Origin of the sequence: Pseudomonas sp. NPDC088885, assembly GCF_044750025.1 — a bacterium.
Lineage (GTDB): Bacteria > Pseudomonadota > Gammaproteobacteria > Pseudomonadales > Pseudomonadaceae > Aquipseudomonas > Aquipseudomonas rustica.
Map to the genome: position 1 here is coordinate 62,048 of NZ_JBIVJB010000018.1, position 13,651 is coordinate 75,698.

Genomic DNA, 13,651 nt, shown 5'->3' on the forward strand with positions numbered 1-13,651 from the left:
ATTTGACGCGCCCCGGGGAGAATCACTGTCATGCCTGAAACCCAGACCGCCATCGCCGACATTCATATGCTCGACCGCGGTTATTCCCGCGAAGCCCGATCGCTGCTTTATCAGGCCTATCGCCACGAACCGACTTTCGGCTACCTGTTCGAAGCCGAGCGCCCAGGCTACGAACAACGCGTTCGCGCCACCGTGCGTGAATTGGTCAAACAGCATTTCCTCCAGGACTTGCCGGCCATCGGCCTGTTGGTCAACGACCGCTTGATCGGCATCGCCCTGATCGCGCCACCGCAACGACGCCTCGGCATCACCGAAAGTTGGGCCTGGCGTTTGCGCATGGTGCTGAGCACCGGTTTCCGCTGCACCCGCCGCTATCTCGAGTACCACGACGCGGTTTCCGCGTGCGTGCCGACCGAGTCAGTGCACATGCTGCCGCTGCTGGGCATTCATCCGCAGTTCCAGGGCAAACACTTTGGCGAGCAACTGCTGACCGCCGTGCACAACTGGTGCGCCGTCGATGAAACTTCGCAAGGCGTGGTGCTCGACACCGGCAATCCACGTTATCTGGAATTCTATAAAAGGCAGGGTTACGAGGAGATCGGCGAGGTTGCCGTCGGCCCGGTGCGAGAACACGTATTTTTCCACGCCAATCCGCAAGTGTTACAAACGGCGACTGCTTAAGCGTCGAACTTTTCGGGACAAGTCTTGATCTATCACGCTCCCAAGCTCGTGATAGCATCCGCGCCTATGAAGTTTCCAGGAAGATTTACCAGTGGCGTGCTCATGCTGTTATCCAGCTGCGCGGCGCTGGCGCAAAGTGAATTGGATGTGCGGATCAAACCGTCCAACGATGAACTGAAGGCCAATATAGAAGGCTATATCGGCAGCCTCGGTGACCGTGACGAAGAAGCCTTGCTGCGCTTCAGTCGCGGTGCCGAAGAGCAGGCGCGCAAAGCGGCCCAGGCGTTGGGCTACTACCAGCCGCAGATTGAAAGTGACGTGAAGGGCGGCGAAAAACCGCGCCTGGTACTGAACATCGATCCCGGCGAACCGATTCGTCTGCGCAACGTCACCATCCGTGTCGACGGCCCGGCTGCCTCCCTCAAATCCTTTCGTGTACCGAAAAGCGACGTGCTCAAGTCCGGCGCGGTGCTCAATCATGGGCGTTATGAAGACGCCAAAAGAATTATTCAGAATCAGGCTTCACGCTTCGGCTTCTTTAGCGGCCACTTCACCAGCCAAAAACTCCTGGTCGACCCGCGCGCGGGTGTCGCCGATGTTGAGTTGATCTACGAAAGCGGCCCGCGTTATGCGCTGGGCCGCGTCAAATTCGAAGGCGACACGCCGTTCGACGAAGACCTGCTGCAACGCATGGTACCGTTCAAGGAAGGCGAGCCGTACGACTCGGAGCTGATCGCCGAACTCAACCGCGACCTGCAATCGAGCGGCTATTTCGAAGGCGTGCGCGTCGATGCCGCACCGACTGCCGCGAAGAATGATGTGATCCCGGTCGACGTCAAACTCGACACACGCAAACCGCGCACCATGGGCCTCGGCCTCGGTTACTCGACCGACGTCGGCCCACGTATCAAAGCCAACTGGACGCGCCACTGGGTCAACCCGCAGGGCGACAGTTATGGCTGGGAGGCCGAACTCTCGGCGCCACGGCAAAACGTCGGGCTGTTCTACGACATCCCGCTCGACCCGCCACTGACCGACAAACTGCGCTGGGCCGGCGGCTATCAATTTGAAGACATCGACGGCTCCGACACGCTGAGCAAGCTGCTGACCTTCGGCCCGGAATGGCACAGCAAATTGCCGAGCGGCTGGCAGCGGGTGATCTCGCTGAAATGGCAGCGTGAAGAGTACGAACTCGGTGACGACTCAGGGCTGAGCACTTTGCTGATGCCCGGCATCAGCTACTCGTACCTGAAAAGCGACAACCGCATCGACCCGCACAACGGCTATCGCCTGAGCTTCGAAAGCAAAGTGGCGAAAGAAGGCCTCGGTTCCGATAACAACCTTCTATATGGCACCGCGCTGGTCAAAGGCCTGACCACGGTGTTCGACAAACACCGCTTGCTCGGTCGCGTGCAGGTCGGCGGCAGCGCCACCAACGGCTATAAATCGGTGCCGCCATCGCTGCGCTTCTTCGCCGGTGGCGATCAGAGCGTGCGCGGTTACGACTACCAGAGCCTGTCCCCGGAGAACTCCGAGGGCGATCGCATCGGTGGCCGTTACATGGTCGCCGGCAGCGTCGAATATCAATACTCGATCGCCGAAAAATGGCGCGTGGCGACCTTCGTCGATCAGGGCAACTCTTTCAACAAACTCGAACTGCCGAACCTCAAGACCGGGGTCGGTATTGGTGTGCGCTGGGTCTCGCCGGTCGGGCCGATCCGCCTCGATCTGGCCCACGCACTCGACGACGACGGCGGCATCCGGCTGCACTTTTCCATGGGGCCTGAGCTGTGAAGCGTGGTTTGAAAATAACGGCACTCACGCTATTGGCGCTGGTGTTGTTGATTGTATTGAGCGTCGCCACGGTGCTCGGCACGCAGGCCGGCAGCCGTTGGGTGTTGGGTCTGGTGCCGGGCCTCAGCGTCGAGAATTTTCAGGGTCGCCTCGGCGGTCAGTGGAGCGCCGATCATCTGCTCTGGCAGCAAGACACCAGCCGCGTCGAGCTGAACAAGGCGATCTTCGCCTGGTCGCCGCTGTGCCTGACGCGCATGACGTTGTGCATCGAACAGCTCAAGGCTGATCAGGTCATCCTGCAATTCCCGCCAAGTGAAGAAACCACTGAAAGCGGCCCGATCAAACTGCCGGATCTGCAATTGCCGGTGGCCATCGAGCTGGGCGACGTGCAAGTTGGTAGCCTGCTGTTCAACGGCAGCGAGCAACTCAAGGGCTTGCAACTGGCGGCGCACTGGACGGCGCAGGGCATGCAGATTGAAAGCATCAAATTGCAGCGCGACGACCTCAGCCTGAACCTGTCCGGCACCCTCGCGCCGAGCGGTAACTGGCCGCTGAACATCGCCGGTGACCTGACGTTGCCATCGCCGGATAAGGGCCCATGGACGCTGGCGCTGAAAATCGACGGCGACCTGCTGAAAACCCTCAACCTGCACGCCGACAGTCGTGGCTACCTCGACGGCCAATTGAACGGCGAGTTGCAACCACTGGTGGAAAACCTGCCGGCCAAGCTGCGCATTACCAGCGACGCGTTCAAACCGAGCGCCGATCTGCCGGACACCCTGCAACTTAATCAACTGCAGCTGAGCGCCGAAGGCGACCTGAAAAACGGTTACCAGTTAAACGGCAACGCTGCGCTGCCCGCCGATCAAGGCCCGGTCGCGTTGTTGCTGAAAGGCAAAGTCGACGCCAGCGGCGCGCAAATCGCCGGCCTCGACCTGAGCGCCAACGACAAGCAAAGCCTCAAGCTCACCGGCAGCATCGACTGGAGCAAAGGCCTCACGGCGCAAGCCAACATCAATTGGCAGGATTTCCCGTGGCATCGGCTCTATAACGAAATCGACGAGCCGCAAGTCGCTTTGCGTACCTTCACTGGCGAAGTCTCCTACACCGACGGTCAATACCTCGGCAACTTCGCCGCCGCACTGGATGGCCCGGCGGGCGCGTTCACTCTGAGCAGTCCGTTCAGCGGCAACCTCAAGCAGATCGCTTTGCCTCAATTGAAAATGCAAGCGGGGCAGGGCAAGGCTGAAGGGCACGTCAACGTGCAGTTCGCCGACGGCATCGCCTGGGACACGGCGCTTGATCTCTCGGCGCTGAACCCGGCGTACTGGGTTGCCGAATTACCGGGCACCTTGGCCGGGCCGCTGAAAAGCAAAGGCGAGATGAAAAACGAACGCCTGAGCCTGACCGCTGATCTCGACCTCAAAGGCAAACTGCGCGGGCAACCGGCGATCCTGCAAGCCAAGGCCGACGGCGCTGGCGAACAGTGGAACCTGAATGCCCTGCAAATTCGCCTCGGCGACAACAGCATCAACGGCAAGGGCAGTCTGCAACAGAAACTCACCGGGCAGATCGACATCAAACTGGCGCGTCTGGCCCAGCTCTGGCCAGAACTGCGCGGGCAGATCAATGGCCGCGTCGACGTCGCCGGCACGCTGAAAGCCCCGCAGGGCAAACTCGGTCTGCAAGGTTCGCAACTGGCGTTCCAGGATAATCGCATGCAAAGCCTCAACCTCGACGCCACCCTCGACAGTGCGCAACGGGCGAAAATCGACCTCAAGGGCAGTGGCATTCAGGCCGGGGATACGTCTTTGGGCACGCTGACCGCCAGCGCTCAAGGCGACATCAAGAGCCAGAAACTCAGCCTCGACCTGCTCGGGCCGAAGCTGAAACTGGCCCTCGGTCTCGACGGCAATCTGGATAAGGGCAACTGGCGCGGCCGTTTGGCCAGCGGTGATATTCAGGCCGGTGGCCAGGACTGGAAGCTGCAAAACCCGGCCAAACTCGAACGTCTGGCTGACGGCAAAATCAACTTCGGCGCGCATTGCTGGCTGTCCGGCGGCGCGAGCCTGTGCGGCGAAGATCAGCGGCTGATGCCCGAGCCGAAACTGCGCTATCACCTCAAGCAGTTCCCGATTGAAAGCCTGGCGCAGTGGTTGCCGAAAGACTTCGCCTGGCAGGGCAAGCTCAATGCCGATCTGCAACTGGACTTGCCGGCGAGCGGCCCGAACGGTGTGATCAGCGTCGATGCCAGCGGCGGTACTTTGCGCATGAAAGAAAAGGATCAGTGGCTGGACTTCCCGTACCAGACGCTCAAGCTCACCAGCAAACTCACGCCGAAGCGCGTCGACACTGATCTCAACTTCGTCGGCGGCAAGCTCGGCGAACTGATGGTGCAGGCGCAGCTCAATCCATTGCCGAAAAACAAACCGCTGAGCGGCTCGTTCCGCCTCACCGGTCTGGATCTGTCGGTGGCGCGGCCGTTTGTGCCGATGGTCGAGAAACTCACCGGGCGCCTGAACGGCAGCGGCACGATTTCCGGTGGCCTGCTGGCGCCATTGGTCAACGGCACGGTGCAACTGAGTGACGGCGAAGTGTCCGGCGCCGAATTGCCGATGGAGCTGCAGGATCTGCAACTCACCGCATTGATCGCCGGTGAATCGGTGCGTCTGGACGGCGGCTGGAAAAGCGGCAAGAGCGGGCAGGGCAGCTTGAACGGTAACGTCGCCTGGGGTCAGGCGCTGGTGGTCGATCTGGCGCTGAAAGGCACGCAGTTGCCGGTCACTGTCGAACCGTACGCCAAGCTTGAAATGGCGCCGGATCTGAAAATTTCCATGGCCGGCGATGAGCTGAAAATCGCCGGTAAAGTGCGGGTGCCGAAAGGCGAAATCACCGTGCGTGAACTGCCGCCATCGACGGTGAAAGTCTCTGACGACACGATCATCGTCGGCGCCCAGACCGAAGAGGGTAAACCGCCGATGGCCATGAAAATGGACATCGACGTGGAGGTTGGCGATGACAAACTCGCCTTCGCCGGTTTTGGCCTGACCGCCAATGTGCAGGGGCATGTGCACATCGGCGACAACATGGACACCCGTGGCGAGCTGTGGCTCAACGATGGCCGCTACAGTGCCTACGGCCAGCGCCTGTCCGTGCGGCGTGCGCGCCTGCTGTTCGCCGGGCCCATCGATCAGCCGTACCTGGACATCGAAGCGATTCGCCAGACCGACGACGTGATCGCCGGTATTCGCCTGAGCGGCAGCGCTGAACAGCCGACCACGCAGATCTTCTCCGAACCGGCGATGAGCCAGGAGCAGGCGCTGTCCTATCTGGTACTCGGCCGTCCGCTGAGCACCAACGGCGAAGACAACAACATGCTCGCGCAAGCGGCGTTGGGGTTGGGCTTGATGGGCAGCGCCGGGGTGACCAGCAGCCTGGCCAAGGATCTCGGGATTCAGGACTTCCAGCTCGACACGGCGGGCAGCGGCGATGCCACCAGCGTGGTGGCCAGCGGCAACATTACCGAGAAGCTCAGTTTGCGTTATGGCGTTGGCGTGTTTGAACCGGCCAGCACCATTGCGCTGCGCTATAAGCTGAGCAAAAAGGTCTACGTCGAAGCGGCGAGTGGCGTCGCGAGTTCGCTGGATATCTTTTACAAGCGCGATTTCTAACCGCGTTCCCTCCAAAACCGAGTCACTTCCTTCGCGAGCAGGCTCGCTCCCACAGGTGATACATGACCCTGTGGGAGCGAGCCTGCTCGCGAAGGCGTCTGTGTGTCCGGCACAAAAACCAAGCCCACTGGTCAACTAATTGCTAAGCAACCTAACTATTGCGTTGACATTCGCTGCCTAGGCAGTAACATCTCGACATACATTCACTGCCTAGGCAGTTATTAGGTGAGCAAATGAAGCATTTCACCCCGGACGAATTCAAACACTGCCATCTCGGCCTGTTGCTTGGCCGTGCTGCGCTGCTCAAAGACCGGATCATCGACACCCACATGGAACCCCACGGCATCACCGCCGCGCAGTTCAAGGTGTTGATCATCATGGCCCAGTACGGCGTCGATACGCCGGCCGAACTGTGCCGGCATCTGTCGCTCGACAGCGGTTCGATGACACGCATGCTCGATCGTCTGGAGCAGAAAGGTTTTCTGGCTCGCCAACGCAGCGAAGGCGACCGCCGTCAGGTGCAACTGACCCTGACCGAACAAGGCCAGTTACTGGCCGATCGCCTGCCGCACATCGGCGCCAACGCGATGAATGAACTGGCGGGCGCCGTCACTCCGGACGAGTTGAAGACCCTGGAATACATCCTCAAGAAAATCCTGCTGGCAGCCGGTGACCCGATCACTATCCAGCGGTTAGGTGAACACAATGAGCGGTAAAACCTTGCGCAGCAGCCTGACGTTGGTGCTGTCGGCGATGATCCTCGCCGGTTGCGCCAACTACAGCGGCCTCGACACTCAAGGCCAAAACCTTGATGCGAAAAGCCTGAAAGTCGGCCAATCCCTCAACGGCGTGACCCTGTCGCCAGCCGCATGGCCGAAAAGCGATTGGTGGACCAGCCTCGGCGATCCGCAACTCGACGGCTTGATCCGCGAAGCCCTGCACGACAGCCCGGACATGCAGATCGCCGCAGCACGCGCCCACCAGGCCAGCGCCGCCGCCTATGCCGCCGATGCCGATCGCTATCCGACCCTCGACGCCAGCGCCGGCATCAGCCGCTCGCGTCTGGCCAAGGATCAGGATCCGCTGGGGCAGGGCGATGCCTACGCCACCGTGCGTAACGTCAGTGCCGGTTTCAATTACAACTTCGATCTGTGGGGCGGCCAGCGTGATGCCTGGGAAGCGGCACTCGGTCAGGCCCGCGCCGCCGAAGTCGATCGTCAGGCGGCACAGTTGACCCTCGCTGCCGACGTCGCTCGCGCTTACAGCGATCTCGGTCAGGCGCACATCGTTTATGACCTGTCCAACGACGACCTCAAACGCACCAAGCAGATGCTCAACCTGAGCCAGCGTCGCCTGAGCGCCGGGATCGACAGCCAGTATCAATACCAACAAACGCAAAGTCTGGAAGCCACGTCTGAGGCCAACCTGATCGACGCGGAAAAGCGCCTGAACAGCGCCAAAATTGCGCTGGCCGTACTGCTCGGCAAAGGCCCGGATCGCGGCAATGAAATTGCCCGGCCGAAAGTCCTGCAAGCCAGCGCTGTCGCAGTGCCGTCGGTATTGCCCGCCGAGCTGCTGGGTCGTCGTCCGGATTTGGTCGCCGCACGCTGGCGTGTAGAAGCGGCGAGCAAAGACATCGACTCGGCGAAAACCCGCTTCTATCCCAACTTGAACCTGTCGGCCTCGGCCGGTGCCGAATCTTTGTTGGGTGACGCGATGTTTGGTTCGGCCAGTCGCTTCTTCAACATTGCCCCGACCATTTCGGTGCCGATCTTCGACGGCGGACGCCTGCGCGCCAACCTCGATGCGCGCGACGCCGATTACGATCTGGCAGTGGCGCAGTACAACAAAAATCTGGTGCAAGCACTGGGCGATGTCAGCGACACGATCAACCAGTTGCGTGATATCGGCCGGCAGATCGGCGCGCAGCAACACGCCACCGAGATTGCTCAGGATTCTTACAACACCGTCGTCCAGCGTTACGGTTCCGGCATCGGCAACTACCTGGACGTGCTCAGCATCGAGCAGCAATTGCTGCAGGCCCAGCGTCAACTGGCCAACCTCAATGCCGAGCAGATCGACCTGTCGATTCAACTGATGCAAGCGCTGGGCGGCGGCTTCCAGGGGCAGACCCTGACCGCAGCCAACGCCACCCCAGCCACGCCGCACAACTAATTCAAGGTAATTGTCATGGCCACTGCCGAAAACACTCAAGCTCAAGACAACACCCCGGACAACGGCAACCCGCGCAAACGCAAAGTGATGCTGGTGGTGCTGGCTGTTGTCGTCCTGCTCGCCTGCGCTGGCGTGTGGGCGTATCACGAATTCATCGGGCGCTGGAACGAAAGCACCGACGATGCCTACGTCAACGGCAACGTTGTGGAAATTACCCCGCTGGTCACCGGCACTGTGGTCAGCATCGGTGCTGACGACGGTGATCTGGTTCACGAAGGCCAAGTGCTGATCAACTTCGACCCCAACGACGCGGAAGTCGGCCTGCAAAGTGCGCAAGCGAAACTGGCGCGCACCGTGCGTCAGGTGCGCGGTCTGTACAGCAACGTGGATGGCATGAAAGCCCAGGTCAACGCGCAACAGGCCGAAGTTCAGAAGGCCCAGGACAACTTCAATCGCCGGAAGAATCTTGCCGCTGGCGGCGCGATTTCTCAGGAAGAACTGTCCCACGCTCGCGACGACCTGACCTCGGCGCAAAACGCCTTGGCCAATGCCAAACAGCAACTGAAAACCACCAGTGCGCTGGTCGATGACACCGTGGTCTCTTCGCACCCGGACGTGATGCAGGCCGCCGCTGAATTGCGTCAGGCTTACCTGACCAATGCGCGCAGCACCTTGATCGCGCCGGTCACGGGTTACGTGGCCAAGCGCACCGTGCAACTCGGTCAGCGCGTGCAACCGGGTACTGCGCTGATGGCGGTGATTCCGCTGGATCAACTGTGGATCGACGCCAACTTCAAGGAAACCCAACTGCGCGACATGCGCATCGGTCAGCCGGTGGACATCGAATCCGATGTGTACGGCAGCGATGTGAAATACAGCGGCACCGTCGACAGCCTCGGCGCCGGTACTGGTAGTGCGTTTGCGCTGCTGCCTGCGCAGAACGCCACGGGTAACTGGATCAAGATCGTTCAGCGTGTGCCGGTGCGCATTCATATCAACGCCGAAGAACTGGCCAAGCATCCGCTGCGCGTCGGTCTGTCGACCAACGTTGAAGTGAACCTGCACGACCAGAGCGGCCCGATGCTGGCCCAGCAGCCACCGCAAAAGGCCTCGTTCACCACCAATATCTACGATCAGCAACTGGCCGACGCCGACGCGATGATCGCGCAACTGATCCACGACAACAGCGCTGCGGCGAGCAAAACCGCGCAACGCTGAGATCGCACCTGTGGTCAGGGGATTTATCTGAGGTACAGGGATTGATCTGGGAAAAGGAATTCCTTGTGGCGAGGGGATTTATCCCCGTTGGGTCGCGCAGCGGCCCCTCTTTGGATCAGGAAAAGACGGGACTGCTGCGCAGTCCAACGGGGATAAATCCCCTCGCCACAGTAGTTTTCCTTATCCCATAGATTGTTTTCCGCATGGGCTGCCGCGTCTGTGACAGACGCAGCGTCAACCCGGCTTCAAAGGATTCACAATGAGCAATAACGCTTCTTTCACGCCGCCCAGCCTGTTGCTCAGCACCATCGGTCTGTCGCTGGCGACGTTCATGCAGGTGCTCGATACCACCATCGCCAACGTGGCGTTGCCGACGATTTCCGGCAACCTCGGGGTGAGTTCGGAGCAGGGTACCTGGGTGATCACTTCGTTTGCCGTGAGTAACGCGATTGCGCTGCCGTTGACCGGTTGGCTCAGTCGGCGTTTCGGTGAGGTGAAACTGTTTCTCTGGGCCACGATTCTGTTCGTGCTGGCCTCGTTTCTCTGCGGTATCTCGACGTCGATGCCGGAACTGATCGGCTTCCGCGTCCTGCAAGGCCTGGTCGCCGGGCCGCTCTATCCGATGACGCAAACCCTGTTGATCGCGGTCTATCCCCCCGCGAAGCGAGGCATGGCCCTCGCGTTACTGGCGATGGTCACGGTGGTCGCACCGATTGCAGGTCCCATTCTCGGTGGCTGGATTACGGACAGCTATAGCTGGCCGTGGATCTTCTTCATCAACGTGCCGATCGGGATTTTTGCGGTGATGGTGGTGCGTTCGCAACTGGCCAAACGTCCGGTGGAAACCAGCCGTCAGCCGATGGACTACGTCGGTCTGATCACGCTGATCATCGGCGTCGGTGCGTTGCAGGTGATCCTCGACAAGGGCAACGACCTCGACTGGTTTGAATCGAATTTCATCATCATCGGCGCGGCGATTTCCGTGGTGGCGCTGGCGGTGTTTGTGATCTGGGAAATGACCGACCGCCACCCGGTGGTCAACCTGCGGCTGTTCGCTTACCGCAACTTCCGCATCGGCACGCTGGTGCTGGTGTTGGGTTACGCCGGGTTCTTCGGCATCAACCTGATCCTGCCGCAGTGGTTGCAGACGCAAATGGGCTACACCGCGACCTGGGCCGGTCTGGCCGTGGCGCCGATCGGGATTCTGCCGGTGCTGCTGTCGCCGTTTGTCGGCAAGTACGCGCACAAGTTCGACTTGCGGTTACTCGCCGGCATCGCGTTTCTAGCGATTGGCTTGAGCTGCTTTATGCGCGCCGAGTTCACCAGTGAAGTCGATTTCCAGCATATCGCGCTGGTGCAACTGTTCATGGGCATTGGCGTGGCGCTGTTCTTTATGCCGACCCTGAGCATTCTGATGTCGGACTTGCCGCCGAACCAAATTGCTGATGGCGCCGGTCTTGCGACGTTTTTGCGGACGTTGGGTGGTAGCTTCGCGGCTTCGCTGACTACCTGGATCTGGATTCGTCGGGCTGACCAGCATCATGCGTATATGAGCGAGAGCATCAGCACGTACGAGCCGGCGACGCGGGAGGCGCTGAACCAGTTGGGCGGGGCGAGTAACCCGGCGTATGCGCAGCTGGATCATGTGCTGACCAGTCAGGCGTACATGTTGTCGACCGTGGATTACTTCACGCTGCTGGGGTGGGGGTTTATGGGGTTGATTTTGATTGTGTGGCTGGCGAAGCCGCCGTTTGCCGCGAAGGCAGGGCCTGCCGCTTCGGGGCACTGAGGTCAAAAGCCCCTCACCCTAACCCTCTCCCGGAGGGAGAGGGGACTGACCGAGATGGATGTTTGAACTACACCGACTTGCAATACCGAGTCGAACTCAGGTTTTGAAAAGCCCACAAATCGGCTCCCTCTCCCTCGGGAGAGGGCTGGGGTGAGGGGGTGGCGATCTTCAGCCGTGCGGCAATGCCAGCGGTGGGGCGAAATCGAACGGCGCCAGCGCATACCCGCTCTCATCCACCTGCAACGCCCAACCCTGACGATCCCAATCCCCCAGCACAATCCGCTTCGCCGCTTCATCACCAATCTGCAACTTGTGAATCGCCGGGCGATGGGTGTGGCCGTGGATCAGGGTCTTCACCCCAAACTCCTGCATGATCCGCGGAATCTCTTCCGGCGTGACATCAACAATGTCATTGGCCTTCATCCGCGTCTGCGCCTTGCTCTCGCTGCGCAATTTGCGCGCCAGTTTATGGCGGCTGCTCAGCGGTAGATTGCGCAGGATAAACAGGGTGACCGGATTGCGCAGATAGCGGCGCAGCTTCATATAGCCGACGTCGCGGGTGCAGAGGCTGTCGCCGTGCATCAACAGCACCGGCTCGCCGTAAAACTGCACGACACTCGGGTCTTTCAGCAGCGTGCAGCCGGCTTCTTTGCAGAACGCCTTGCCGAGCATGAAATCGCGATTGCCGTGCATCAGAAAAATCGCCGTGCCGCTGTCGCTCAATTGGCGCAGGGCCTGGCAGATGGAACGCTGGAAGGGCGTCATGGCGTCGTCGCCTATCCACGCTTCAAAGAAGTCGCCAAGAATGTACAACGCACTCGCCGAGCGGGCGCGTCCGGCGAGCAAATCCAGAAACGCCCGGGTAATGTCCGGGCGCTCCTCTTCCAGATGCAAGTCTGAAATCAGCAATATCACGCTTCGATGATCTCGGCTTTCTCGATGATCACGTCGTCTGCTGGTACGTCCTGGTGGCCGGACTTCATGGTGGTCGACACGCCTTTGATCTTGTCGACAACGTCGGTGCCGGCGGTCACTTTACCGAATACCGCGTAACCCCAGCCCTGAGTGTTCTTGCCGCTGTGGTTGAGGAAAGAGTTGTCGGCAACGTTGATGAAGAACTGCGCGGAAGCCGAATGCGGCTCCATGGTGCGGGCCATGGCAACGGTGTACTTGTCGTTGGAAAGACCGTTGTCAGCTTCGTTCTGGATGCTTGGACGCTTGTCTTTCTTTTCTTTCATGCCTGGCTCGAAACCGCCGCCCTGGATCATGAAGTTACCGATGACACGGTGGAAAACAGTGTTTTCGTAGTGACCGGCTTTCACGTACTCGATGAAGTTGGCGACGGTGATCGGCGCCTTGTCAGCGTTCAGTTCGATGACGATGTCGCCATGGTTGGTGGTCAGTTTGACTTGAGTCATGATCGCTTCTCTTTAGAGGAATTCGTGGTTTTGGGACATCGAGCCCCCAAACCGGTTCAGCCAGCGTGGGCCAAGGTGCGCAGTTTAGCGTGACAGGCGCGAATTTCGAGGCAGTTTTTCAAATCCCGGCGATTAAATGCATGCCTTTATAGGGCCTGCTCTGTCAGCCCCTTGACAGCATCGGCTATGATAGCGGCTTTGTTTTGTCTGGCCCCCACTGCGGCCGCGCACCTGTAAGTCAAGGATCCTATGAGCAAGCCCACTGTCGACCCTACCTCGAATGCCAAGTCCGGCCCCGCCGTGCCGGTCAATTTCCTGCGGCCGATCATCCAGGCAGACCTGGACTCGGGCAAGCACACCCAGATCGTCACGCGTTTCCCGCCTGAGCCCAACGGCTACCTGCACATCGGCCACGCCAAGTCGATCTGCGTGAACTTTGGCCTGGCCCAGGAGTTCGGCGGCGTCACGCACCTGCGTTTCGACGACACCAACCCGGCCAAGGAAGACCAGGAATACATCGACGCGATCGAAGCCGACGTCAAATGGCTGGGCTTCGAATGGTCCGGCGAAGTGCGCTACGCCTCGCAGTATTTCGACCAGTTGCACGATTGGGCCGTTGAGCTGATCAAGGCTGGCAAGGCCTACGTCGACGACCTCACGCCTGAACAAGCCAAGGAATACCGTGGCAGCCTGACCGAGCCGGGCAAAAACAGCCCGTTCCGCGACCGCTCCGTCGAAGAGAACCTCGACTGGTTCGCCCGCATGCGCGCCGGTGAGTTCCCGGACGGCGCCCGCGTGCTGCGTGCGAAGATCGACATGGCCTCGCCGAACATGAACCTGCGCGACCCGATCATGTACCGCATCCGCCACGCTCATCACCACCAGACGGGCGACAAGTGGTGCAT

Annotated in this window: 10 protein-coding genes; 8 read left to right on the plus strand and 2 right to left on the minus strand. The window is 60.3% G+C overall.

Features of this window, described 5'->3' with window-relative positions; all coding sequences use genetic code 11:
• Positions 1-30 precede the first annotated feature (30 nt).
• From ACIP1X_RS11080 to ACIP1X_RS11110, 7 genes are all read left to right on the plus strand, one after another.
• Positions 31-681, plus strand: a complete 651-nt coding sequence (locus ACIP1X_RS11080) for an N-acetyltransferase (RefSeq protein WP_053121694.1) — start codon at positions 31-33, stop codon at positions 679-681.
• Between the two features lie 66 nt (positions 682-747).
• Complete coding sequence (locus ACIP1X_RS11085) at positions 748-2,475, plus strand: autotransporter assembly complex family protein (RefSeq protein ID WP_400751918.1); 1,728 nt, start codon at positions 748-750, stop codon at positions 2,473-2,475.
• Positions 2,472-6,146, plus strand: coding sequence for a translocation/assembly module TamB domain-containing protein (locus ACIP1X_RS11090; protein WP_400751920.1), 3,675 nt, complete (start codon positions 2,472-2,474; stop codon positions 6,144-6,146). The genes ACIP1X_RS11085 and ACIP1X_RS11090 overlap by 4 nt, the downstream gene beginning before the upstream one ends.
• A 233-nt stretch (positions 6,147-6,379) precedes the next feature.
• Positions 6,380-6,862, plus strand: a complete 483-nt coding sequence (locus ACIP1X_RS11095; protein WP_159813933.1) for a MarR family winged helix-turn-helix transcriptional regulator — start codon at positions 6,380-6,382, stop codon at positions 6,860-6,862.
• Positions 6,852-8,321: an efflux transporter outer membrane subunit gene (locus ACIP1X_RS11100; RefSeq protein WP_400751922.1), complete on the plus strand. Its 1,470-nt coding sequence runs from the start codon at positions 6,852-6,854 to the stop codon at positions 8,319-8,321. The genes ACIP1X_RS11095 and ACIP1X_RS11100 overlap by 11 nt, the downstream gene beginning before the upstream one ends.
• Before the next feature lie 15 nt (positions 8,322-8,336).
• Positions 8,337-9,539, plus strand: coding sequence for an efflux RND transporter periplasmic adaptor subunit (locus ACIP1X_RS11105; protein WP_212551213.1), 1,203 nt, complete (start codon positions 8,337-8,339; stop codon positions 9,537-9,539).
• Positions 9,540-9,798: 259 nt separating this feature from the next.
• Positions 9,799-11,328 carry a DHA2 family efflux MFS transporter permease subunit gene (locus tag ACIP1X_RS11110; RefSeq protein WP_400751925.1) on the plus strand — a complete coding sequence of 510 codons (1,530 nt, stop codon included), beginning with the start codon at positions 9,799-9,801 and terminating at the stop codon, positions 11,326-11,328.
• Between the two features lie 168 nt (positions 11,329-11,496).
• Here ACIP1X_RS11110 and lpxH read toward each other — a convergent pair whose 3' ends face one another.
• Positions 11,497-12,243, minus strand: a complete 747-nt coding sequence (lpxH, locus tag ACIP1X_RS11115) for a UDP-2,3-diacylglucosamine diphosphatase (RefSeq protein WP_400751928.1) — start codon at positions 12,241-12,243, stop codon at positions 11,497-11,499.
• On the minus strand, positions 12,240-12,746 hold the full coding sequence (locus ACIP1X_RS11120) for a peptidylprolyl isomerase (protein WP_053121679.1): 507 nt from the start codon (positions 12,744-12,746) through the stop codon (positions 12,240-12,242). The genes lpxH and ACIP1X_RS11120 overlap by 4 nt, the downstream gene beginning before the upstream one ends.
• 249 nt (positions 12,747-12,995) lie before the next feature.
• On the opposite strand from ACIP1X_RS11120, the gene ACIP1X_RS11125 reads away from it, so the two are divergent.
• Positions 12,996-13,651, plus strand: a 656-nt coding sequence (locus ACIP1X_RS11125) for a glutamate--tRNA ligase family protein (protein ID WP_400751931.1), incomplete at its 3' end; no start/stop codon positions are given.

Coding starts and splice junctions, on each gene's coding strand:
- ACIP1X_RS11080 (WP_053121694.1), top strand. CDS start 31: ATGCCTGAAACCCAGACCGCCATCGCCGACATTCATATGCTCGACCGC.
- ACIP1X_RS11085 (WP_400751918.1), top strand. CDS start 748: ATGAAGTTTCCAGGAAGATTTACCAGTGGCGTGCTCATGCTGTTATCC.
- ACIP1X_RS11095 (WP_159813933.1), top strand. CDS start 6,380: ATGAAGCATTTCACCCCGGACGAATTCAAACACTGCCATCTCGGCCTG.
- ACIP1X_RS11100 (WP_400751922.1), top strand. CDS start 6,852: ATGAGCGGTAAAACCTTGCGCAGCAGCCTGACGTTGGTGCTGTCGGCG.
- ACIP1X_RS11105 (WP_212551213.1), top strand. CDS start 8,337: ATGGCCACTGCCGAAAACACTCAAGCTCAAGACAACACCCCGGACAAC.
- ACIP1X_RS11110 (WP_400751925.1), top strand. CDS start 9,799: ATGAGCAATAACGCTTCTTTCACGCCGCCCAGCCTGTTGCTCAGCACC.
- ACIP1X_RS11120 (WP_053121679.1), bottom strand. CDS start 12,746: ATGACTCAAGTCAAACTGACCACCAACCATGGCGACATCGTCATCGAA.